The organism is Mariniflexile sp. AS56 (assembly GCF_030552475.1).
Classification (GTDB): Bacteria; Bacteroidota; Bacteroidia; order Flavobacteriales; family Flavobacteriaceae; genus Mariniflexile.
In genome coordinates this window covers 149984-172290 of the sequence record NZ_JAUPED010000001.1, presented here as the reverse complement: position 1 = coordinate 172290, position 22307 = coordinate 149984, and the positions used below count along the sequence as shown (strand labels likewise).

Here is a 22307-nt window from a genome sequence, read left to right as displayed (position 1 = left end):
CTCAAACGTTTTAGTAGGTTTAAGGTTTAAAAATGAGTTTCTATAGGTGATACTTATTTATTTACCCGTAAATTTGCACCCTCAAAAAAGAACCCATGACAGAATTTGTAAGGAAGATAACACCGAATGTTAAAGATGATGTGTTATCAGGTATTACCGTATCACTAGCTATGATTCCAGAAGTGGTTGCGTTTGCTTTTGTGGCTCAAATAGACCCTCTAGTTGCGCTTTCTGGTGCTTTCATTATAGGTTTAATTACAGCCGTTTTTGGTGGTAGACCGGGTTTAATTTCTGGTGCAGCAGGTGCTGTTGCCGTTATTTTTGTGCATTTAATTTCAGAAGGACATGCTAAAGGGATGTTGTTCGATACGCCTGTTGAAAACATGGGGTACTTCTATTTACTGGCTGCTGTTATATTAATGGGGCTATTTCAAATAGGAGCGGGTGTGTTTAAACTGGGTAGGTTTGTTCGCTTAATTCCGCACTCTGTTATGTTAGGGTTTGTAAATGGTTTGGCCATTGTTATCTTTTTAGCCCAAGTACGCATGTTTTCTCATAAAGAACTTCAAGTTTCTGTTGAAGGTATTAATAAATATATAGACATACCAATGCAAGGTAGCGAACTTTATGTGATGCTTGGTTTGGTGTTACTTACTATGGGTATTATTTGGTTGTTGCCTAAATTAACAACCAAAATTCCAGCAGCTTTAACGGCTATTCTTGTAACAACAGGTATTGTGGTGTTTGGCGGATTGGATGTGAGTACTGTGGGCTCTTATATTATTGAAGGTGGTGGTAATGGTCTTAAAGGCGAATTTCCAACGCCGAATTTAGAATTATGGGAGAATTTACCTTTTAACATCGATACACTTAAATTTATATTGCCGTATGCCTTTTTAGCGGCTTCGGTTGGTTTGATAGAGTCGTTAATGACAATGAATTTAGTTGATGAATTAACAGAAACCAGAGGAAACGGAAATCGTGAATGTGTTGCCCAAGGTGCCGGAAATATGATTAGTGGCTTATTTGGTGGTACTGGTGGTTGTGGTATGATTGGCCAAACGGTTATTAACATCAACGCAGGTGGTCGTGGAAGATTATCTGGAATTATGATGGCTTTAACCTTGTTAACTTTTATTTTATTTACTGATAGATATATTGAACAAGTGCCTATCGCTGCTTTAGTAGGGGTAATGTTTATGATGGTAATTGAAACATTCGCATGGTCTAGTTTTAGAATTCTTAGAAAAATACCAAAATCGGATGCTTTTGTATTAATTGTTGTTTCTGCTGTTACTGTAATTTACGATTTAGCTATTGCTGTATTTGTGGGTGTTATTATTTCAGCATTAGTTTTTGCTTGGGAAAATGCTAAGAAAATTAGAGCAAGAAAACGTCTTTCTGAAGACGGACAAACAAAAATTTACGAAATTTGGGGCCCTTTATTCTTTGGTTCCATTCAAGCTTTTAATGATAAGTTTGACGTAAAAAATGATCCAGATCATGTTGAAATAGACTTTGTAGAATCGCGTGTGAGTGATCATTCAGCCTTAGAAGCTATATTTAATTTAGTGAGTAAATACGAAGCTGAAGGTAAAACAATAAGACTGAAACATTTAAGTGCAGACTGTAAGGAGTTGCTGTATAAGGCAAGCCCGAAATTTAGAGAAGTGATTGTTGAAGCCATTGACGACCCACGTTATCATTTAGCTGAAAACCCTGAGAAATTCTCAAAAGCATTATCAGAGTATAAGTTTTAGATGTGTTAAAGGCAAGGAGGTAACTTCTGTTTTTGTCTGCAGGCTGAAATTATTTAACTCGAACACTGTCAGGAACAAACTTCGTGTAGTCTCCGTTGTTCTTAATAACATCTCGTACAATGGAAGATGATATAAAGGATGTTTTCGCAGAGGTTAGTAAGAATACAGTTTCAATAGTTGCTAAGGTTCTGTTGGCATGGGCAATGGCTTTCTCAAACTCAAAATCAGCTGGATTACGGAGTCCTCGCAAAATAAATTCAACATCAATTTTATTGCAAAAATCCACAGTTAAACCTTCATAGGTAACTACTTTTACCTTAGGTTCATCTGCAAAAGATTTTTCTATAAAGGCTTTGCGTTCTTCCAAAGTGAACATGTATTTTTTATCGGAATTCACTCCAATAGCCACGATTACTTCATCAAAAAGTGTTACACCACGTTTTATAATATCATAGTGTCCTAGAGTTATGGGGTCAAAAGATCCCGGAAAGATGGCTTTTTTCATTTTGATGGTTTGTTATTCCCGCTCAAGTTGAACTTAAACGGGAATCTCATTGTTTTGAATGGTTATTACCAAATATAGGTAATAATATGATTAATTTTTTAAAGCTTCTACAATGGCATTGTCAAATAAGTCGACTAACGTAATTCCTGCTGCTGCTGCTTGCTGAGGCAAAATACTCGCTAAGGTTAGCCCTGGCACGGTGTTTACTTCCAATAAATGAGGTACCCCATTTTTGAAGATATATTCACTTCGGCTAAAGCCTTTCATTTTTAAAACTTCGTAGACCTTTTTAGCAATGGCTGTTACCTGGTCTTCTTCATCTTTGGTTAATCTAGCAGGGGTGATTTCTTGTGATTTTCCTAAATATTTTGCTTCATAATCAAAAAAATCATTTTCACTAATAATCTCGGTTATGGGTAATACTTTTGTTTCACCTTTAAAGTTTATAACACCTACAGAGACTTCAGTACCATCTAAAAACGATTCAACTATAATTTCATCATCTTCCTTAAAAGCAACTTCAATAGCGTTTTTTATGTCTTCTTTTTTGTGCACTTTGGTAACTCCAAAACTACTGCCGGCTTTGTTGGCTTTAACAAAACAGGGCAAGCCTACTTTGGCAATAATGCTGTCTTCATTAATAGTGTCTCCTAAGTTTATGAAAAACGATTCGGCAGTTTTAATGCCATATGGTTTTAAAGTACTCAAGCAATCACGCTTATTAAAGGTTAATGCGGCTTGGTACATATCGCAACTTGTTTGTGGTATGTTTAGCAATTTAAAATACGCTTGCATAAAACCATCTTCTCCAGGCGACCCGTGAATGGCATTGAATACGCAATCAAAAGTGGTTTTTGTTTTATTAATAGTCACCGAAAAATCATTTTTGTCTATCGTGAATTCGGTATTATCACCATCAACATATACCCATTTTTCTTTGAAAATATGTATTCTGTAAGCGTTGTATTTTGAAGCGTCTAGTGTTTCATAAACCACTTGTCCGCTTTTTAATGAGATTTGGTATTCACTTGAATAACCTCCCATAATGATCGCAATATTCTTTTTCATATATTATATTTTGTCATTCGTCTTTAGTATTTCAATAAAACAACCTTGTAAATCAGGTTGTTTCACTATTATTAGTCTAAAAACTACAATAAAACGTATCTATTATTAGTTAAGCTAAAATATCACTTAAATTGCAAAAGAAAAAACAGTTCTGTTTTTATATATTTGCCTAATCGAAAATTTTATACATGAGCGTTATTAAATTTCTAACTAGTAAAGTCTTTTTCAAACAATTACTATTGGCAATAGGTGCCGTAGTAGTACTAAGTTTTATCATTTTAAGGTGGTTAAGCTACACAACCAATCATGGTGAATTTGAAACAGTACCCGATTTAAAAGGGAAATCTTTAAGTGTTGCGACCATAGAGGTGGAGGAGAATAGGTTGGAAATGCAAGTTCAAGACTCTGCTAATTACAATCCGGACTATCCTAAGTTTTCAGTGATCGACCAATCGCCAGCAGCAGGTTCTAAAGTAAAAGAAGAACGTAAAATATATATTACTGTAAATCCTTCTGGATTCAGAAAAATTACAGTTCCAAATTTAAAAGAACGTACATTTAGGCAAGCTAAACCAACCTTAGAAGCGGTAGGTTTTAAAGTAGGAAAGCTTACTTATGTGAATAATATTGCCAAAGATTTAGTTTTAGAAATGACTTATAAAGGCCAAAGTATAAAACCAGGCGATAAATTGCCAAAAACAACTGCCATAGATTTGGTGCTTGGAAATGGAAACAGACCGTCTTCAGGACTGGATGATGAAGATGGAACAGCTTCAAACGAATCGGACGATAGTAACCCTTCGGAAGATTTAAACTAACTATTTAAAGAAAAAAATAACTGTGCTTTAGCGCAGTTTACATATTACATGGAAGATTATACCCCAGAGTTTTTAGATGATGAAAGTGACCTGTATGAGCATCATTCGTTTGATGTAGAAAAAGGACAAAATCCATTACGTATTGATAAATATTTGATGAATTTTGTGGAAAATGCGACTCGTAGTAAAATTCAAGCTGCCGCCAAAAATGGAAGTATTTTTGTTAACGGAATAGCAGTAAAATCAAATTACAAAGTAAAACCTTTTGATAAAATCAGGGTTTTGTTTACGCACCCACCTCATGAAAATTTATTGGTTGGTGAAGATATTCCGCTAGATATTGTTTATGAAGATGATGACTTATTGGTTGTTAACAAACCAGCAGGTATGGTTGTGCACCCCGGTCACGGTAATTATTCGGGAACACTAATAAATGCGTTGATTTATAGGTTTGAAAACCTACCGAATAACTCTAGTGAGCGTCCAGGTTTAGTACATAGAATTGATAAAGATACGAGTGGTCTATTGGTTGTAGCTAAAACGGAAGAAGCCATGACGCATTTGTCGCTTCAATTTGCTGAAAAAACGAGTGAACGTGAATATGTCGCTATTGTTTGGGGGAATTTAGATGAAGAAGAAGGGACGGTTGAAGGCAGTATTGGGCGTCACCCAAAAAACAGATTACAGAACACCGTGTTTCTAGGTGATGAAGCCGATAAGGGAAAGCCGGCTGTGACACATTATAAAGTGTTAGAGCGTTTGGGCTATGTTACCTTGTTGTCTTGTAAGTTAGAAACAGGACGTACACACCAAATACGTGTACATATGAAGCATATAGGGCATACCTTGTTTAATGATGAGCGCTATGGTGGTGAAAAGGTACTTAAGGGAACTACGTTTACTAAGTATAAACAATTTGTAGATAATTGTTTTAAAGTGTTGCCAAGACAAGCACTTCACGCAAAAACATTAGGGTTTGTGCATCCAAGAACAGAAAAATTCATGAGTTTTAATACGCCAATTCCGAGTGATATGGAACAATGTATTGAAAAATGGCGTGCCTATTCAAAACATCAAGGTGCTGAATAGTAGGCGTTCATTCTAAATAAAATAATCCGTCCCAAAAAAGACAGATTATTTTATTTAGAATGAATCACTAAACTACACCAAGTGTATATAATTCTTCCATTGTTGGGGTTTTGCTACCGCCAGCTGGTTCTAAAGTAATACCAAAGGCTTCACTTTCGTTTGCATTTTTAATTTCAAAAATCTTGTTACTATCGCTAGTGAAGTTATCAATAGTGCCTAAACTTGTAGGTGTTAACGGGCTTAGTTTTAAAGACCATACTTGGTATACCTTACCTTCTGGAGGTGCTGGTAAACCTTGTGCATCTAAGAAAATACGTTCTGTATTTTTATCCCAATATACTTTAGCATACGTACTCGCGAAATTACCTTGACCTGCTAGAGGTACTTTGGTAATAGAATCGTCACGTAAAACACTTATTAAGGTGTTTGCTTGTTCTAAGTTGTTTTTAGAATTGTCTATTTGGGTTTCTAATAATGATTGTTGTGTTTCAGATATTTGTATATCCGATTTTAATTGATCGTTTTGCCCTACAGTCCATAATAAACCAGCGGCTAGAACAACAGATGCTGCCCACCCCGAATAGGTTAACCAATTATATTTAGGTTTTGCAATAGAAATCACTTTAGTGTCATTCGTATTGAAACCTAATTGATCTTTAATAATTTGTAACGAGTTTTCGTTTTTATTACGTGATGTCGCAGCAGTTAATTTAATAATAGCAGCTTCAATTTCTAAAACTTCTTGAAGAATTTCAGGATGTTGTTGCATCATGTCGTAGACTTCCCTGCTTTCTTGTTCAGAAAGGGCACCTGCAACGTATAGTTCTAAAATTCCAGTTTCTATGTATGCTTTAATTTCCATATTATTCTAATACCATGTTTCTTAATTCTTGAATGCAGTTCCTGTTTCTTGTTTTAATAGTGCCTATTGGCATGTCAAGAGCTTCAGATGCTTCAAGCTGTGTGTAACCTTTAAAATATAGAAGTTCTATAACTTCTATACATTTTTTAGCAAGCTTGTCTACAAACTTTGCGATGCCAATGGCATCAGTTTTAGTGTCTAAGCTTTCACTGGTTTCAAGTATATCTACGAAAAAATCGGAATTAAGGTTTTGTTTTGAGTTCTTAAAGTTTTTAGAACGTGTTTTATCAATGGCTGAATTTCTTGCGATATTCAATATCCAAGTGAAGAAACGGCCTTTCTTTGCAGAGTAAGTACTGGCATTATGCCATGCCTTTATAAAAACGTCTTGCATTACTTCTTCAGCGATATCTGTATCACGAACAATATTATAAATAACACCCTGCATACTACTGCTATACATGTTATATAACGTTTCAAAAGCCTTTTCGTCCTTTTGTTGGAATTTTTCTATAAGAATCTCTAGTTGCATAAATAGGTTTAAAGTATCGAATGTAATGAATAATAAACACAAAAGCTACTTTTTTAGAGTAGCTTTTGTATAATTATTTGATTATGTATGTTTTACTCGATAATACCACCGCAACTTACGCGTCCACCAGCATCACCTGTTGGTTGTGTTGTGAAGTCGTCTACGCCTGCATGTACAATAATACCTTTACCAAGAATGTCTTTAGTATCATCTCCACAGCCAATACACCATTCATCCGTTTCTACAGAAATACTGGCATTTCCATTTTCATCCGCAGTAAAGTTTCCAATATCACCTTTGTGGTAGCCAGTTTCAATGCCCCATTTGCCATGTGGTTGGTTTGTAGGGTTCCAGTGCCCGCCTGTAGATTTTCCGTCAGGAGAAGAGCAATCAGACGATTGGTGAATGTGAATGGCATGTTCGCCAGCTTCTAATCCGCTAACAGTGGCTACCATGTTTACAGTTCCATTGGTTTCCGTAAAAACTACGGTTCCGCTAACATTACTGTCACTTTTTGCAGATAGGTTTACTGTAATGCTTTTTGGAGCAAGAACTTCTTCAATAGTTTCTTTTACTACAGTCTCAGTACTTTTTTTCTCGTTTTTACAAGCTATAGTGCTTAAGGATAGGGAGATTAATAGGATGCTTAATTTTTTCATTTTGAATGATTTTTATTTTAAGGAAAGTTAAAGTACTAATATACAAATTGCAACTGTTATACCTTGTAATTATCCTGTTTTTAACAAAGGTGTTATGTGACTTGAAAAGGGAAGTATTGAAATCAAGTGTGTTAGAGGTATGGGAACTCTTATGAAGCTGAAATAATTATTTATTTATAAGGGTATAGAGAAATTTAATAATTCCTTGGCTTTTTTTGATTCAAAATAAAGTATTTTTATACAGCTATGACAAAACAGACTACTTCAAGAAAAGGTTTCGTTTTTAAAAAATACGAAGCTCCAGAACAAGCACCTTTTGATAAACTTTTTGATATTTTTAAAGAACTAATAACACATACATCTGGCGATTTTGACGAGGCCATCGATTGGCTGCGTGAGTTGGATAAAGAATATAAATTAACAACACCAGAATATACTGTTGATGATTTTATTGAAGATCTTAAAAAGAAAGGGTATATACGAGAGGAAATTGATGCTGATGGTAACGGAGGTATCAGTATAACAGCCAAAACAGAGCGTGCCATTAGGCAACAGGCCTTAGATCAAATTTTTGGAAATATAAAACGCAGTGGCCAAGGGAGTCATAAAAGTAAAAGCCCCGGAATTGGCGACGAGCATACAGGCGATTTCAGAGCCTACCAATTTGGTGATGCCTTAGATAAGGTTTCTATGACGGAGAGTTTGAAGAACGCTCAAATTAACCATGGTATTGGCGATTTTAATATTTCAGAGGATGATTTGGTTGTAGAAGAAGCGCTCCACAAATCACAAATGAGTACTGTATTAATGATTGATATTAGTCACAGTATGATACTTTATGGTGAAGATCGAATAACACCCGCTAAAAAAGTAGCCATGGCATTGGCCGAGTTAATTACCACACGCTACCCGAAAGATACTTTAGATATTTTGGTATTTGGTAACGATGCGTGGCAAATTGAAATTAAAGATTTGCCATATTTAAAAGTAGGTCCTTATCACACCAATACTGTTGCAGGTCTTCAATTAGCGATGGATTTATTACGACGAAAACGGAACACGAACAAGCAAATTTTTATGATTACCGATGGGAAACCTAGTTGTTTGCGACTACCCGATGGTGAATATTACAAAAACAGTAATGGCTTAGATAGGCATATTGTAAATAAATGCTACGCTATGGCGCAACAAGCCCGTCGTTTGCATATTCCAATTACTACATTTATGATTGCGAAAGATTCGTATTTAATGCAGTTTGTACGCGAGTTTACTTATGCTAATCAAGGGAAAGCGTTTTACACAGGAATAAAAGGTTTGGGAGAAATGATTTTTGAAGATTATGAAACCAATAGAAAAAAGAGAATTAGAGGATAAAATAAGTTAAGAATGAAAAATTAAAAGTTGAAAGGCTTATAGTTTTTCAAACTAAAAATAAAATATGGAAATAAAGAATATAAAAACATTAGGAGACTTAAAAAAATCAGGGTATCAATCAAAATCTATTAAAGATGAATTGCGTGATAATTTAATTCAGAAAATAAAAAATAAAGAAACCACTTTTGAAGGGGTTCATGGGTATGAAAACACCGTGATTCCAGAGTTGGAGCGCGCCATTTTATCGCGCCATAATATTAACTTATTAGGTTTACGTGGGCAGGCAAAAACCCGTTTAGCACGTTTAATGTTGAATTTGTTAGATGAATACATTCCATGCGTGGAAGGTTCTGAAATTAACGACGATCCTTTTCATCCCATTTCAAGATACGCCAAGGAATTGATTATAGAGCAAGCTGATAAAACACCCATTTCATGGTTACATAGAAGTGAACGTTTTGCTGAAAAACTAGCAACTCCAGATGTTACCGTAGCAGATATTATTGGCGATGTAGACCCTATAAAAGCAGCAAATTTAAAGTTGAGTTATGCTGATGATCGGGTAATTCACTACGGAATGATTCCTCGAGCCAATCGTTGTATTTTCGTAATTAATGAGTTACCAGATTTACAAGCAAGAATACAAGTAGCTTTGTTTAATATTTTACAAGAAGGCGATGTGCAAATTAGAGGGTTTAAGCTAAGGTTGCCTTTAGATATTCAGTTTTTATTCACGGCAAACCCAGAAGATTATACAAATAGGGGGAGTATTGTAACGCCTCTAAAGGATAGAATTGGTTCACAAATTCTAACACATTATCCGGTTGATATTGAAACAGCACGATTAATTACAGAGCAAGAAGCTAAATTAGTGGAAGCGCAAAAGGAAACGGTCGTGGTGCCCGATTTAGCCAGAGATTTGTTAGAGCAGATTGTTTTTGAAGCACGAGATAGTGAATATGTAGATGCGAAAAGTGGCGTGAGTGCCCGTTTAAGTATCACAGCATTGGAAAATTTATTAAGTACAGCAGAACGTCGTGCTTTAAAATCGGGCGATGCTAAAACCATGGTTCGTTTAAGTGATTTTGTGGGTATCATCCCATCGATTACAGGTAAGGTGGAGTTGGTTTATGAAGGCGAGCAAGAGGGAGCCGCTGTTGTTGCCTACAATTTAATAGGTGAAGCCGTAAAAAGTTTGTTTGAAGAGTTTTTTCCAAAAATTGAAAAACTTAAGAAACAAGACGAGGAAGGTGCTTATGATGCTATTGTTTCATGGTTTTTTAATCAGAAAGAGGGCTTTGAATTATTAGATGATCTAAAAGACAAAGAGTACCAAATGATATTGGACGCTATTTCTCCATTAAATGATTTACTAGGAGAATACCAGCCAAACCTATCAAAAGAAGATAGTTATTTCCTGAAGGAATTTGTGCTTTGGGCTTTAGTAGAGTTTAAGTTGCTTAGTAAATTAAGGTTTACGGAGGGGACTCAGTTTAAAGATCCATATGGCAGTTTTATAAGTGGTATCTAAATAAATATCGTTAAAAATAGAGGCGAATTTTTAAATAATTAATATTTAAGGCGTCTTTAAAAATTGATATGATATTATAGAGGCTCAATAATAATGAAATCAATGATTTAAGCAGGAATCGCCAAAAAGGTGGTTCCTGTTTTTTTTTATCTTTAAGTAATTGTTCTATGTGTTTAGCAGTCCTGCAAGCACTCAAATTGTTTAATTAATTGATTTCTAATAACTATATATGGATGAAAAAAACAGTAACGAAAAACAAGATATTAAACTTCTCTCCTTTGATATTGATAATACGCTCTTAGACTTTCATACACTAAAGGGCGATTTCACTAAAGTATGGAATACATACAAGGCGAATTCTAAGGTTTTACTTACATATAATACAGGGCGTTTAATTGATGATGCCTTAAACTTAGTAGAAAACGGAATCTTACCAGAACCCGATTATATTATTTCGGGAGTTGGGACACTTATTTATGACTTTAAAAAGAAATGCATCGTTAAAGAGTTTAATGAGGTGTTGGATGATGGTTGGAATTTAAAGGCTGTTGAAGAGGTTATTCAAAATATACAACACCCTATAAGCGAACAGCATACTAAGTTTCAGCACGATTATAAGCGAAGTTATTATTTTTATGATGCAACACCAGAGCTTATTACAAGTATCGAGCAAGACTTTATCAAAGCAAATATGTACATCAATGTGGTTTATTCTGGTGAAAAGTTCTTGGATATTCTTCCTAAATGGGCCAATAAAGGCAATGCTTTACAATGGCTACTTAATAAACTTAAATTAAATACTAACCAAGTTTTGGTTGCAGGAGATAGTGGTAACGACTCAGCTATGTTTGAAATGAATGACATACGGGGTATTGTTGTAGGTAATGCACATGAAGAATTATACAAATTCACTAAGTATAGACAAGTATATCATTCAGAAGGAATGAATGGAGCTGGTGTTATTGAAGGTTTAATTTACTATGGGATATTGCCCAATGATGCCGTTATTAATAGTGAAAACAACCATAAAGAAGATTTTTTTATTCAGCAAGAACTAAGCAGTATTGCAGCGGAAGATGAAGGAGAAAAGGTCGACTTAATACGAGAGGGCTATAAAAAAGCAATTGAAGCATTAAGGAGAAATATAACACCACTTGGTTTTTCGGCTTGTTCTATTAAAGATAATATCCCAAATGGGACAGATGAAAATTACCATAGTGTTTGGGCGAGAGATGGGGCCATAACAGTAATAGGGTCCTTATCGCTTGTCCACGATGAAGAAATTCATCAATGCCAGCGTCAAACACTTTCAACATTATTCGAACATATTTCAAGGAATGGCCAAATTCCATCCAACGTACGCTTAAAAGATAATGTGCCAGATTATTCTGGAGTGGGAGGGATTTGTTCCATTGATAGTGGTATTTGGGTGGTTATAGCGTTTTATGAATACGTGAATGTTACTAAAGATATCGAGTTTCTTAGGAAACACATATCAGATATTAAGGAAACCATGCGGTGGCTAGGTGCGCATGATAGTAATAACGATGCCTTATTAGAAATACCGGAAGCGGGTGATTGGACAGACTTATTTGGAAGAAGTTATAACATTCTTTATGATGAAATTCTTTGGTATCGTGCCAATGTGTGTTTTGGGCGTATGCTCGAAATGTTGGGCGATTATGATCAAGCGGGGGAGCATATTAGGTGGTCTCAAGTTATTAAAAAAGAAATTATTCAAAATTTTTGGCCTTCAACACAGCAGAAATTATTTCAATCGGTCTCCTTTGCAGAACGGCAATTTACATTAGGTGATACTTCATATTTAATAGCGCAAACAACACCGTTCGATTTTAGTTGGCGTTGTGATGTCTTCGGAAATATATTAGCCTTCTTACACGGTACCATAGATGCCGAAAAGGCGCATCAAACCTTTCGTTTTATGTTGGGGGTTGGTGTGAATGATCCATTTCCTGTAACCAATGTCTACCCTGTAGTAACTCCTGGCGATCCAGATTGGAGACCTTATTATACAGTAAACCTTTTAAATCTGCCTAACCATTATCATAATGGTGGTATTTGGCCTTTTGTAGGAGGTTTCTGGGTGAAGTTTATAAATAAATTAGGGTTAAAAGAAATGGCTATTTCAGAACTTCATAAGCTTGCCTTAATCAATAAAGAAGGTATTAACGAAGCATGGGAGTTTACAGAGTGGGCACACGGTACAACAGGGAGAGCTATGGGGAAAGCGTATCAGGCGTGGTCTGCAGCCCAATATATTTCTGCTTGTCATGATTTGAAAATTATTAAAAAATAACTAAAATAGAAACTTATGAAATCGATATTAATGATCTCTTTACATGGATATGTTGGTGCTAATGCCGAATTAGGAAAACCAGATACAGGAGGGCAAGTTGTTTATGTTTTAGAGCTCGCAGAGCGTTTTAGCAGATTGGGAAAGAATGTAGATTTAGTGACGCGTCAATTTGAAGATCAACCAGAGTATGATCATGTTGATGAAAATTATAGTGTGTGGCGTATTCCTTTTGGTGGAAAAAAGTTCATTAGAAAAGAGGATATGCACGACCATTTAAAAAAGTTTGTAACCAATTGTTTGGCGGCCATCAAAAAAGAACGAAAGAAATATGACACCGTTTATACTCACTATTGGGATGCGGGTTGGGCAGGTCAAAAGATAGCCGAAGAGTTGGGGATTTCTCATGTACATACTCCACATTCACTTGGGTGGTGGAAACGCCATAGTATGGGGAGCGATATGGATGAAGTGGAAATGGAAAAAACGTATCGATTTAAAGAACGAATTCGAAAAGAATACTTTGTTTACCAAATGTGTAATTTTGTTATTGCTACCACATTACCACAAATAGATTTACTTACCAAACAATATGATGTTTTACCTAGGAATTGTGGTATGATCCCTCCTGGAATTGATGAAAATCGATTTTTCCCGGTACCTTCAAAAGAAAATGATAGAGTTCGGTCTAAATATGATATCCATCCAAATGATATTCTGGCACTGGGGCGTATGGCACATAATAAAGGCTATGATTTACTTTTACAAGCATTACCTACCGTTTTGGAACTTTGCCCCGAAGCCCGTTTAGTAGCTGCTATTGGTGGCGATCAATCCAATCAAGATAATGAAGGTGTAGAAAAACTAAAAACCTTGGCTGGAGAATTAGGTGTTTTAGATAAAATAAAATGGAAAAACTACGTGGCAGATGAAGATTTAGCCAATGTGTATAGATCGGCTAATATTTTTGCAATGCCATCACGGTATGAGCCTTTCGGAATGGTTGCTATTGAGGCTATGGCTTGTGGTACGCCTAGTGTTGTAACAGTTCACGGCGGTTTGTGCGATTTAATTGATTTTGGCAACCAAGCATTATTTGCAGATCCTCACCGCCCTGTAGAATTTGGTACGATGATGTCCATGCCACTTCTATACCCTAGATTAAGAAATGAACTATCTGTGGAAGGAGCTCGTTTTGCACGTAGAAATTTCGGATGGACAGGCATTGCCAAACGCATCCTAAAAATATTTGCAAGTTCTATCAATCAGCAATCTATGGAATCAAATATATATACGCACTAACTATGGGCGTTTGTTACTATCTACTTTTAATATTATTAGCGCATAACTGAATGATTTCGGTTATGCGTTTTTTTCTGGTAGCTTCCCGCTTTGCTTGATTTAACCAGTATAGATAGCTTTTTCTATATGAAGGTGCAAAGTTTTGGTAGTTTTCAAAAGCACTGTGGTTTGCGTTAAATTCTAATTGTAAGTCTTCGGGTATGATGCCTTTTTCTACCGCATCAAGGGCTGTCCAACAACCATTTTGTTTAGCTATTTCAATAATGGCAAAACCGCTTTCATGCATTAAATTTTTAGCAATTAATAGGTCTAAATGTTTTTTATTTAAAGCACTCCAAACACTTTTTTCGTTTCGTGGTGTAAAGTACTGGCGTCGCTTCCCGTCTCCTAAACTTTTTACAGTAGAGTCTATCCAACCATAACATAAAGCTACTTTTACGGCTTCTTCCCAGCGCATGGAGGCATTTTCGTGTTCTACTTTATAAAATATAAGGTAAACACCTTTGTGTAGTTTGTGGTTTTTATGCAACCACTCGCGCCATTCTTTATCTGTTTTAAAATATAATTCGGGTAGTTCCAAAAGGCTTAAATCTTTGTTGATTCAACATAAAAATCTGGGTCTATATCAAATGTCGCATTTTTAGTTTCTAAAACTTTTGTTTTCCACTCTGCCTTAGGGAATAGCCATGTTTCCTTTCCTTCAATAGTCACCTTAATGGGCATATCGAATGCGCCAACAGTGTTTGTCCATCTGTATTTAAGTTCTTTATTCTCTATTTTGTATTCTAAAGTTGGAATTTTGGTGGTTCTTAAATACTGATTAAAAAACGCGGTTAAATCGATACCTGTCTCTTTTGATAAATAAGCTTCAATTTGTTGTGTAGTCACCGTTTGGTGGTAAAATGTTCTATTCATACCTCTTAAAGTTTGACGCCACTTTTCATCATCCTCAATAAGTTGTCTAAGGGTGTGTAGCATGTTAGCTCCCTTGTAGTACATGTCGCCAGAGCCTTCGTTGTTCACATTATAAACACCTATAATAGGTCGGTCGTTTTGAATGCTTCTGCGTGTTCCTACAACATACTCAGAAGATGCTTTTTTACCATAATAATAGTCTAAAAATAAATTCTCTGAATAGGCCGTGAAACTTTCATGAATCCACATGTCGGCAATGTCTTTATTAGTGATGTTATTGGCAAACCACTCATGCCCAGCTTCGTGTATAATAATAAAATCGAATTTTAATCCCCAACCAGTCCCCGATAAATCGCGACCTAAATAGCCCTTTTTATATTGGTTACCATAGGTTACCGAACTTTGGTGTTCCATGCCTAGATACGGTACTTCAACGAGTTTAAAGCTATCTACATAAAATGGATATTGCCCAAACCAATGTTCAAACGCTTTCATCATTTTAGGGGCGTCTTTAAAATGCTCTTTAGCTTTTTCGAGGTTGTCTCTTAATACGTAATAATTCATATCTAGGTTGCCGCCTTCGCCATCGTAGACTTCAGCGAAATTCACATAATCGCCAATATTAATATTAACACCGTAATTGTTTATGGGGTTTTTTACAAACCAACTATAAGTTTTGGTGTCTCCAAAGCGCTCAACACTTCGTAATCTACCATTAGATACATTTATTAAGTTATCGGGTACATTAACGCTTATTAGCATGCTGTCTACTTCATCATACATATGGTCTTTACAAGGCCACCAGACGCTGGCACCCAAACCTTGACAGGAAGAGGCTATAAAATGGTTGCCGTTGACATCTTTTTCCCAAGAAATTCCACCATCCCAAGGGGCATTTATGGCTTCTTTTGGGTGGCCTTCATAATACACGGTTATACTATGAACCTCTCCTATGCTCTGTGGGTTCTTTAAGGTTATAAAATGGGCGTTGCCATCATGTTTTATATCTAATTCCTTGGCGTTTTGCGTCACCTTTGTTATTCTCAGAGGCGCTTGCAAATCAATTTGCATTACCGAGTTGCTTTCAAGGACTTTATATTGAATGGTATTTTTTCCTGAAATATATTTCTCATCTGGGTTTACTGTAATATCTAAATGATAATACGTTAAATCCCACCAGGCACGTTCCGGGGTTATACTACCTCTTAAGCTGTCTTGCCTAGTAAAATGATTTTTTTCTGAAAGTAATTGTGCATGAATAAGAGTGACAGGTAGCACTAATAGAAGAAAAAGTAAACCGTATTTGTTTTGCATTCGTGGATGTTTTAATCAAAATTAAGAAAAGTGAGTATCAAAACAGTTAATGTTTGCTTAATATTTTGATATGGAGTTAGACCGTTTTTAAAGAATTATTGTTTATTAACTTTTATCTATAAAAAGGATTTGCCTTTAGTTCTTTATTATGCATAGGTATTAATTTAATTCGTATATTTAATACTACTATGTAATTGTGTTTTGTATTACATTTTTAAAAATGCTGATGTGACCTATTAAGTAGAATATTCCCTAAGTTTTTTAGATATTAGAAATTAATCATTTTAATCCATTTAAATATTTAGAATTATGAAATTAACAAAACCATTTGTACTAGCTTCTATCATTGCTTTATGTTTTGCATGTGAAAACACATCTACTGTAGGTAGTGATTCTCAAATTGAAATAACCCCTGAACAACCTCTTTATATGGATATTGGAAATACCATGAGGACTATTGAAATTAAGAATAAAACACAAGGATTGTCAAAATCAGAAAAGGCAAATAATGCCGCTAAAAGTTATAATGTAGCCTTGTATATGGCAGAATATATAACAGCAGGAACCTCAAATGAGATGGGGAACGTCGTTTATTTTAACGATCGAGGGAACAAGCAACTTGGCGCCGATTTCGTTCCTGGTTTAGCCTTAGATGGTACAGATGCCATTTCTTATTATGTAGATGATAATAGACCTTCTTTAGATTTGGATGTGTCGCTAAGTAATAATGCCATAGACCGCGCCATGAATACATGGGACATGGTTAATTGTTCTAATTTAGGGATGTTTGAAAGGCCTTATGATGGTAGAAATACAGGATTGATAGCACTTATAGTAGGTGAAATTCTTGGACAAAATTTTGGGGGTAGTGAAGATTATGTTGCCGATGTGATGCATGGTGGTTGGTTGCCCGCAAGCGCCTTTGATCTTGTTGCACCAGGTGGTTCTAGTTTTATTTTAGGTGTAACATTTACAATTACGTTTACAGATGAATTAGGTGCTCCTGTAGATTTAGATAATAATGGAAAAGCAGATGTAGCTTTTAGAGAAATATATTATAACGATAATTTTGCATGGAATGATGGAGGAACTTTTGATGTTGAAACAATTGCATTACATGAAGCAGGGCATGGCTTAAGTCAGGGGCATTTTGGTAAAGCTTTCAGGTCTTCAGGAAATTCAAAATTACATTTTTCGCCTAGAGCAGTCATGAATGCAACCTATAGTGGTGTGCAAACTACTATAGGGAAAACAGATAATGCTGGACATTGCAGTAATTGGGCTTCTTGGAGTAATAATTAAATATTTAGAATGTAAATAATAAGAAAACGACTTGACATCAAGTCGTTTTCTTATTATTTAATAATGTTATTTGGGAAGGTTATAACGCTTTCAATACCATTTTCTCCAACGGAAGCGATACCAAAAAAGTAATTATCAATAACGATTCCCTCTAGTGTGAATGCATCGACGTTGCCAACGTAGCGGCTATGGTCCCAGGTGGGTGACGTGGTATCTCTCCAATAAATTTTGTAACCTTTAGCGCCTTCTACTTTATCCCATTTGAACTTGGCATTTGCTTCAACAATACCGCCAATCACAACCGTTTTAGGAGCCGCAGGCGCCCAAGCTAAACTCGCTAAATTAATGGCATTAACGGCTGTTAGTTTTTTTGTGTAATTAAAATTAACATGTTCTATGACATCGCCGTATGCAATGCCGTTTTCTTCGCGAATATCTTGATGTTGTTGCGTGTAATTTTCGTGAGCTTCCATAATTCTGATGCCTGCAAAACCTAAATCATTAAAGGGGCGATGGTGACCACCTCTGCCAAATCTATCCAGTCTGTAAACCATCATTGGGTTCATCTCTGGCATGAAAGTATGTGTGTTTTTATGGATATAACGAGCTAATTGTCTTGAAATACCATCTACTTCACCACCATAAAAGCGTCTTAATGTTCGTTCTCTTTCGCTTTCATTTGCAGCGACTGGTTCAGAAAAAATTCTAAAGGTTCTATTATCAATAACACCATCAACACCTTGAATATTACCAATCATGTCATTATTAAAAACACCAATAATATTCCAACCTTGCTTTTTAGCATAGGCAGCAAGTCCAGCGCCACCAAATAAACCTTGTTCTTCACCAGACAGTCCTACATAAATTATGCTATTTTCAAATTGATAGTGCGATAAAACTCTAGCAGCTTCAATGGTTCCAGCCATACCGGAGGCATTATCATTGGCTCCTGGGGCGTCTGTGGTGAAATCCATTGTATCGCTACCGCGTGAATCAATGTCACCACTCATTATGATGTAGTTGTTTGGGTGTTTTGTGCCTTTTTGAACAGCCAGTACATTTACAACCCAAGCATCGTGTGGCACCCTGTTATTGCCTTTTTTAGTAACGAGGTCCTTCTGATAAAATACATTTAAACAATTGTTACAGTCATTGGAGATGGTTTCAAATTCAGATTTTATCCAACGTCTTGCAGCGCCAATACCTCTGCTGTTAGAAAGCGTGTCACTAAAGGTATTACGTGTTCCAAAATTAACAAGTGTTTGAATATTTTTTTCAATCTGATTTTCTGAAACAGCATCTATAATGTTATAGAAATCTTGAGGTGTTTGAGCGTTTGAAATTATGGAAAGTAAAGATATAATTATCAGTTTTTGAAGCTTCATGTTTTTATTTTTTGTAATTGAATTTTATAGTTTCAGTAGTGCCCGTTTCGTTTTGGATGTCTACATAAATATTCATTTCATTGGTATTGATTTTTTCAAAAATCATGCCTTCAAAAACGACTTTATTCGCTGTTATTTCTTTAAGAGGAAAATCGATTGTTTCATCTTTGGTTTCCCAACCCTTTAAGTCGTTATTAAAATGCTTTAGTTGAAGTATTAATGTTTTGTTTACTTCCCTAATTATTTCAATTTCATAAAAAGCGACTTTGTCGTTAACTATTAATTTGAAAGTAGCCATCATCGAGTCGCCAGATGGAGCACTCCAATTTTCTTCGGTTAGCCCTCCAAATGCTTCACCTTTCCAATTTCCAGAAATCCAAGCAATATTTTTTACCGTGGGCTCAAGTACTAGTTCTTGTTGAGCACATGTTGAGATGGTTATGAAAAATAGTACAATTAAGCTTATTTTGGTCATTAGTAATTTTTTACTAAAATACTTAAATTTAAAAAGCGTTTCAAAATTATATTTTGAAACGCTTTTAAGAATTGAGTTAGTCACACTTTCTGTTTAAAAACAGTACTTATTTTCTTTAATAACTTTAGAAGCTATAATATTTCTTAATTCGATAATATTAGGCATGTTCACATACTTTATATAGCGTTTTAGGCCCATAAGCATCATACGTTGTTCGTCGCCTGTAGAGAATGAAATGATGGAGTGTTTTCCAGCAGTTTCAATAACATCGATAGCATGGAATAAATTTAATTTAGCCATAGCGATGTGTTCTTTTGCATTCGCTTCTCCTTCTTTTTTAGATATTTTTTCTGCACGTAAGATAGCAGATTCTGCGATATATATTTGAATTAGAATATCTGAAGCAGCAAGCATAAGTTGTTGATGCTTTTCAACTTCTTCACCATATTTCTGAAGTGTAGCACCCGCAACCATTAAAAATAATTTTTTAAGATTGGCTATAATGCTTTTTTCTTCTGAAAATAATTCTGAAAAATCTGGTGTATCGAATGATGGAATACCTGTTAACTCATTTGCTACTGCTGTTGCAGGGCCCAATAAATCGACATGCCCTTTCATGGCTTTTTTAATAAGCATACCAATACTTAACATACGGTTAATCTCGTTGGTACCTTCATAGATTCTAGCGATACGTGCATCTCTCCAGGCCGATTCAATAGGGGTTTCTTCAGAGAATCCCATACCTCCAAAAATTTGGATACCTTCATCTGTACATTTCTGTGTATGCTCAGAAACGGCTACTTTTAAGATAGAACATTCAATTGCATATTCTTCAACACCTTTTAATTCTGCTTCTTGGTGCGTGTCTTTTCCGTTATTTTGACGCATAATAATGCGGTCTTCAATATTCTTTGCTGCACGGTAACTAGCAGCTTCTCCAACCCAACAGTTGGTGGCCATTTCAGCTATTTTTTGACGAATAGCACCAAAACTTGAAATAGGAGTTTTAAACTGAACGCGCTCATTGGCGTATTTAACAGATTCGGTTATAGTACGACGTTGCGCGTCTAAACAAGCTGCTGCCAACTTAATTCTACCTACGTTTAAGGCATTCATGGCTATTTTAAAACCGTTTCCTCTTGTAGATAGCATGTTTTCTGCAGGAACTACCGTATCACTAAAAAATACTTGTCTGGTTGAAGAGGCGCGAATACCTAGTTTGTGCTCTTCTTCACCCATTGTAATTCCATTTGGGTTCTTAGGGTCGTATTCAACAATAAAACCAGTAATGTTTTTATCATCTTCAATACGAGCAAATACAATCATTAAACTACAAAAACCGGCATTGGAAATCCACATTTTTTGTCCTGTAATATTATATGTTTTTCCGTCTGATGATAGAACAGCTTTTGTTTTACCAGAATTGGCATCACTACCAGCACTAGGTTCTGTTAAACAATATGAACCAAACCATTCGCCAGTAGCCAATTTTGGCACATATTTTTGTTTTTGTTCTTCAGTTCCGTATAAGGTAATTGGCATGGTACCAATACCTGTATGCGCACCAAAAGCGGTACTAAAAGATCCTGTGGCACCAGAAATATAATCACATACTAACATGGTGTCTACAAAACCCATGCCCATACCACCGTATTCAGTAGGTACAGAAACACCTAAGAATCCCATTTCACCTGCTTTACGCATGCAAGACTCCGTCAAGGCATAGTCTTTGGCTTCAAAGCGTGCTTTATTCGGCCAAATTTCTCTGTCAACGAATTCGGTAACAGCTTCTTTCATCATAGATTGCTCTTCCGAGAAATCTTCTGGGGTGAAAATGTCTTCACACTTTGATTCTACAACTAAAAATTGACCACCACGTAATATATCTTTTTCCATTATTCTGTTTGTTATTTAATTCAAAAATTCAAAAACGCCACAAGCGCCTTGTCCTGTTCCTACACACATAGTTACAGCACCATATTTACCTTTCATGTCGCGTTTGCGCATTTCGTCAAACAATTGAACTGAAAGTTTCGCCCCTGTACAACCCAGAGGGTGTCCTAAGGAGATGGCTCCACCGTTAACATTTACAATGTCTGGGTTGAGGTTCAACTCTCTTAAAACGGCTAATGATTGGGACGCAAAGGCTTCGTTTAATTCTATTAGGTCTAAATCTTTTTGTTGTAATCCGGCTTGCTTTAGCGCTTTTGGGATGGCTTTTACTGGGCCGATACCCATGATGCGAGGTTCAACACCAACAGCTGCATAACTTACTAATCGAGCGATAGGTTCTAGATTTAGTTCTTTAACCATATCTTCACTCATAATCATTACAAAAGCAGCACCATCACTCATTTGCGAGGAGTTACCTGCTGTAACACTTCCGCCAGTTGCAAATACTGGTCTTAATTTGGCTAAGGCCTCCATACTTGTTCCTGCACGAGGACCTTCATCTTTTGTTACCGTATAAGATTTTGTTGCTTTTTTTCCGTTAGCATCTATATAAACTTGCTCTACATTTATTGGCACAATTTGGTCTTGAAATCTGTTTTCAGCAAGCGCCTTAAGGGCCTTCATGTGTGAGTTGTAAGCAAACGCGTCTTGGTCCTCACGAGATACTTTAAATTGGTTGGCAACCGCTTCCGCTGTGTTTCCCATACCCCAATAATAATCTTCATGACCTGCCTTTACCGTATTATAATTCAATTCAGGTTTAAAACCCGTCATAGGTACCGAACTCATGCTTTCTGAGCCACCTGCAATTATGCAATCGGCCATTCCTGCTTGAATTTTTGCTGTTGCAATACCTATAGTTTCTATTCCTGATGAACAAAAACGGTTTACAGTAACTCCTGGTACATCCACACTGTTTAGTCCTATTAAAGAAATAAACCGTGCCATGTTTAAACCCTGTGCACCTTCCGGCATGGCATTACCAACAATAACGTCGTCAATGCGTTTCACGTCTAGGTTTGGTAACTCTTTCATCATGTGTTGGATGGTTTCAGCACCCAATTCATCGGCTCTTTTGAAGCGAAAGACACCTTTTGGCGCTTTACCCACGGCCGTTCTGTATGCTTTTACTATATATGCTTGTTTCAT

19 protein-coding genes are annotated in these 22307 nt (G+C 36.0%); 8 read left to right on the top strand and 11 right to left on the bottom strand.

Annotated elements, in window-relative coordinates; all coding sequences use genetic code 11:
• The first annotated feature begins 95 nt into the window (after positions 1-95).
• A complete protein-coding gene (locus tag Q5N74_RS00765) occupies positions 96-1760 on the top strand; it encodes a SulP family inorganic anion transporter (protein WP_304386757.1) in 1665 nt (554 codons plus the stop codon).
• 49 nt (positions 1761-1809) lie between these two features.
• Here the strand turns inward: Q5N74_RS00765 and coaD are convergent, their stop codons facing one another.
• Entirely contained in the window at positions 1810-2265 is a 456-nt protein-coding gene (gene coaD, locus Q5N74_RS00760; protein WP_304386756.1) for a pantetheine-phosphate adenylyltransferase, read from the bottom strand.
• Positions 2266-2355: 90 nt separating this feature from the next.
• Complete coding sequence (locus tag Q5N74_RS00755) at positions 2356-3333, bottom strand: D-alanine--D-alanine ligase (protein ID WP_304386755.1); 978 nt, start codon at positions 3331-3333, stop codon at positions 2356-2358.
• Between the two features lie 188 nt (positions 3334-3521).
• Here Q5N74_RS00755 and Q5N74_RS00750 point away from each other — a divergent pair, with 188 nt between their 5' ends.
• On the top strand, positions 3522-4151 hold the full coding sequence (locus Q5N74_RS00750) for a PASTA domain-containing protein (protein ID WP_304386754.1): 630 nt from the start codon (positions 3522-3524) through the stop codon (positions 4149-4151).
• Positions 4152-4199: 48 nt separating this feature from the next.
• Positions 4200-5240: an RluA family pseudouridine synthase gene (locus tag Q5N74_RS00745; protein ID WP_304386753.1), complete on the top strand. Its 1041-nt coding sequence runs from the start codon at positions 4200-4202 to the stop codon at positions 5238-5240.
• 67 nt (positions 5241-5307) lie between these two features.
• On the opposite strand, the gene Q5N74_RS00740 is transcribed toward Q5N74_RS00745, so the two are convergent.
• From Q5N74_RS00740 to Q5N74_RS00730, 3 genes are all read right to left on the bottom strand, one after another.
• A complete protein-coding gene (locus Q5N74_RS00740; RefSeq protein ID WP_304386752.1) occupies positions 5308-6102 on the bottom strand; it encodes an anti-sigma factor in 795 nt (264 codons plus the stop codon).
• A 1-nt stretch (position 6103) separates the two neighbouring features.
• Positions 6104-6634 carry an RNA polymerase sigma factor gene (locus tag Q5N74_RS00735; RefSeq protein WP_304386751.1) on the bottom strand — a complete coding sequence of 177 codons (531 nt, stop codon included), beginning with the start codon at positions 6632-6634 and terminating at the stop codon, positions 6104-6106.
• Positions 6635-6726: 92 nt separating this feature from the next.
• Positions 6727-7293 carry a superoxide dismutase family protein gene (locus Q5N74_RS00730; RefSeq protein ID WP_304386750.1) on the bottom strand — a complete coding sequence of 189 codons (567 nt, stop codon included), beginning with the start codon at positions 7291-7293 and terminating at the stop codon, positions 6727-6729.
• Positions 7294-7539: 246 nt separating this feature from the next.
• On the opposite strand from Q5N74_RS00730, the gene Q5N74_RS00725 reads away from it, so the two are divergent.
• The 4 genes from Q5N74_RS00725 (at position 7540) to Q5N74_RS00710 (ending at position 13814) form a co-directional block, all read left to right on the top strand.
• On the top strand, positions 7540-8667 hold the full coding sequence (locus tag Q5N74_RS00725; RefSeq protein ID WP_304386749.1) for a VWA domain-containing protein: 1128 nt from the start codon (positions 7540-7542) through the stop codon (positions 8665-8667).
• Positions 8668-8731: 64 nt separating this feature from the next.
• Positions 8732-10198, top strand: coding sequence for a magnesium chelatase (locus tag Q5N74_RS00720; RefSeq protein ID WP_304386748.1), 1467 nt, complete (start codon positions 8732-8734; stop codon positions 10196-10198).
• Positions 10199-10427: 229 nt separating this feature from the next.
• Positions 10428-12515 carry an HAD-IIB family hydrolase gene (locus tag Q5N74_RS00715; protein WP_304386747.1) on the top strand — a complete coding sequence of 696 codons (2088 nt, stop codon included), beginning with the start codon at positions 10428-10430 and terminating at the stop codon, positions 12513-12515.
• Positions 12516-12530: 15 nt separating this feature from the next.
• Positions 12531-13814, top strand: coding sequence for a glycosyltransferase (locus Q5N74_RS00710; RefSeq protein ID WP_304386746.1), 1284 nt, complete (start codon positions 12531-12533; stop codon positions 13812-13814).
• 16 nt (positions 13815-13830) lie between these two features.
• On the opposite strand, the gene Q5N74_RS00705 is transcribed toward Q5N74_RS00710, so the two are convergent.
• Both Q5N74_RS00705 and Q5N74_RS00700 read right to left on the bottom strand, forming a co-directional pair.
• Positions 13831-14394, bottom strand: a complete 564-nt coding sequence (locus tag Q5N74_RS00705) for a YdeI family protein (protein ID WP_304386745.1) — start codon at positions 14392-14394, stop codon at positions 13831-13833.
• Between the two features lie 5 nt (positions 14395-14399).
• A complete protein-coding gene (locus tag Q5N74_RS00700; RefSeq protein ID WP_304386744.1) occupies positions 14400-16043 on the bottom strand; it encodes a M1 family metallopeptidase in 1644 nt (547 codons plus the stop codon).
• A gap of 309 nt (positions 16044-16352) precedes the next feature.
• Between Q5N74_RS00700 and Q5N74_RS00695 the strand changes: the two genes are divergently transcribed.
• Entirely contained in the window at positions 16353-17345 is a 993-nt protein-coding gene (locus Q5N74_RS00695; RefSeq protein ID WP_304386742.1) for a hypothetical protein, read from the top strand.
• A 53-nt stretch (positions 17346-17398) separates the two neighbouring features.
• Here Q5N74_RS00695 and Q5N74_RS00690 read toward each other — a convergent pair whose 3' ends face one another.
• The 4 genes from Q5N74_RS00690 to Q5N74_RS00675 form a co-directional block, all read right to left on the bottom strand.
• The gene (locus tag Q5N74_RS00690; RefSeq protein ID WP_304386741.1) at positions 17399-18730 is read right to left on the bottom strand and encodes a M28 family peptidase; all 1332 of its coding nucleotides are present in this window, start codon (positions 18728-18730) and stop codon (positions 17399-17401) included.
• Between the two features lie 4 nt (positions 18731-18734).
• Positions 18735-19205, bottom strand: a complete 471-nt coding sequence (locus Q5N74_RS00685) for a DUF6265 family protein (protein WP_304386740.1) — start codon at positions 19203-19205, stop codon at positions 18735-18737.
• Positions 19206-19298: 93 nt separating this feature from the next.
• A complete protein-coding gene (locus tag Q5N74_RS00680; protein WP_304386739.1) occupies positions 19299-21101 on the bottom strand; it encodes an acyl-CoA dehydrogenase family protein in 1803 nt (600 codons plus the stop codon).
• A 15-nt stretch (positions 21102-21116) separates the two neighbouring features.
• A complete protein-coding gene (locus tag Q5N74_RS00675) occupies positions 21117-22307 on the bottom strand; it encodes an acetyl-CoA C-acyltransferase (RefSeq protein ID WP_304386738.1) in 1191 nt (396 codons plus the stop codon).

What these genes read in the sequence shown, in the direction of transcription:
- Q5N74_RS00765 (WP_304386757.1), top strand. Translation starts at nt 96, where the DNA reads ATGACAGAATTTGTAAGGAAGATAACACCGAATGTTAAAGATGATGTG.
- coaD (WP_304386756.1), bottom strand. Translation starts at nt 2,265, where the DNA reads ATGAAAAAAGCCATCTTTCCGGGATCTTTTGACCCCATAACTCTAGGA.
- Q5N74_RS00755 (WP_304386755.1), bottom strand. Translation starts at nt 3,333, where the DNA reads ATGAAAAAGAATATTGCGATCATTATGGGAGGTTATTCAAGTGAATAC.
- Q5N74_RS00750 (WP_304386754.1), top strand. Translation starts at nt 3,522, where the DNA reads ATGAGCGTTATTAAATTTCTAACTAGTAAAGTCTTTTTCAAACAATTA.
- Q5N74_RS00745 (WP_304386753.1), top strand. Translation starts at nt 4,200, where the DNA reads ATGGAAGATTATACCCCAGAGTTTTTAGATGATGAAAGTGACCTGTAT.
- Q5N74_RS00740 (WP_304386752.1), bottom strand. Translation starts at nt 6,102, where the DNA reads ATGGAAATTAAAGCATACATAGAAACTGGAATTTTAGAACTATACGTT.
- Q5N74_RS00735 (WP_304386751.1), bottom strand. Translation starts at nt 6,634, where the DNA reads ATGCAACTAGAGATTCTTATAGAAAAATTCCAACAAAAGGACGAAAAG.
- Q5N74_RS00730 (WP_304386750.1), bottom strand. Translation starts at nt 7,293, where the DNA reads ATGAAAAAATTAAGCATCCTATTAATCTCCCTATCCTTAAGCACTATA.
- Q5N74_RS00725 (WP_304386749.1), top strand. Translation starts at nt 7,540, where the DNA reads ATGACAAAACAGACTACTTCAAGAAAAGGTTTCGTTTTTAAAAAATAC.
- Q5N74_RS00720 (WP_304386748.1), top strand. Translation starts at nt 8,732, where the DNA reads ATGGAAATAAAGAATATAAAAACATTAGGAGACTTAAAAAAATCAGGG.
- Q5N74_RS00715 (WP_304386747.1), top strand. Translation starts at nt 10,428, where the DNA reads ATGGATGAAAAAAACAGTAACGAAAAACAAGATATTAAACTTCTCTCC.
- Q5N74_RS00710 (WP_304386746.1), top strand. Translation starts at nt 12,531, where the DNA reads ATGAAATCGATATTAATGATCTCTTTACATGGATATGTTGGTGCTAAT.
- Q5N74_RS00700 (WP_304386744.1), bottom strand. Translation starts at nt 16,043, where the DNA reads ATGCAAAACAAATACGGTTTACTTTTTCTTCTATTAGTGCTACCTGTC.
- Q5N74_RS00695 (WP_304386742.1), top strand. Translation starts at nt 16,353, where the DNA reads ATGAAATTAACAAAACCATTTGTACTAGCTTCTATCATTGCTTTATGT.
- Q5N74_RS00690 (WP_304386741.1), bottom strand. Translation starts at nt 18,730, where the DNA reads ATGAAGCTTCAAAAACTGATAATTATATCTTTACTTTCCATAATTTCA.
- Q5N74_RS00685 (WP_304386740.1), bottom strand. Translation starts at nt 19,205, where the DNA reads ATGACCAAAATAAGCTTAATTGTACTATTTTTCATAACCATCTCAACA.
- Q5N74_RS00680 (WP_304386739.1), bottom strand. Translation starts at nt 21,101, where the DNA reads ATGGAAAAAGATATATTACGTGGTGGTCAATTTTTAGTTGTAGAATCA.
- Q5N74_RS00675 (WP_304386738.1), bottom strand. Translation starts at nt 22,307, where the DNA reads ATGAAACAAGCATATATAGTAAAAGCATACAGAACGGCCGTGGGTAAA.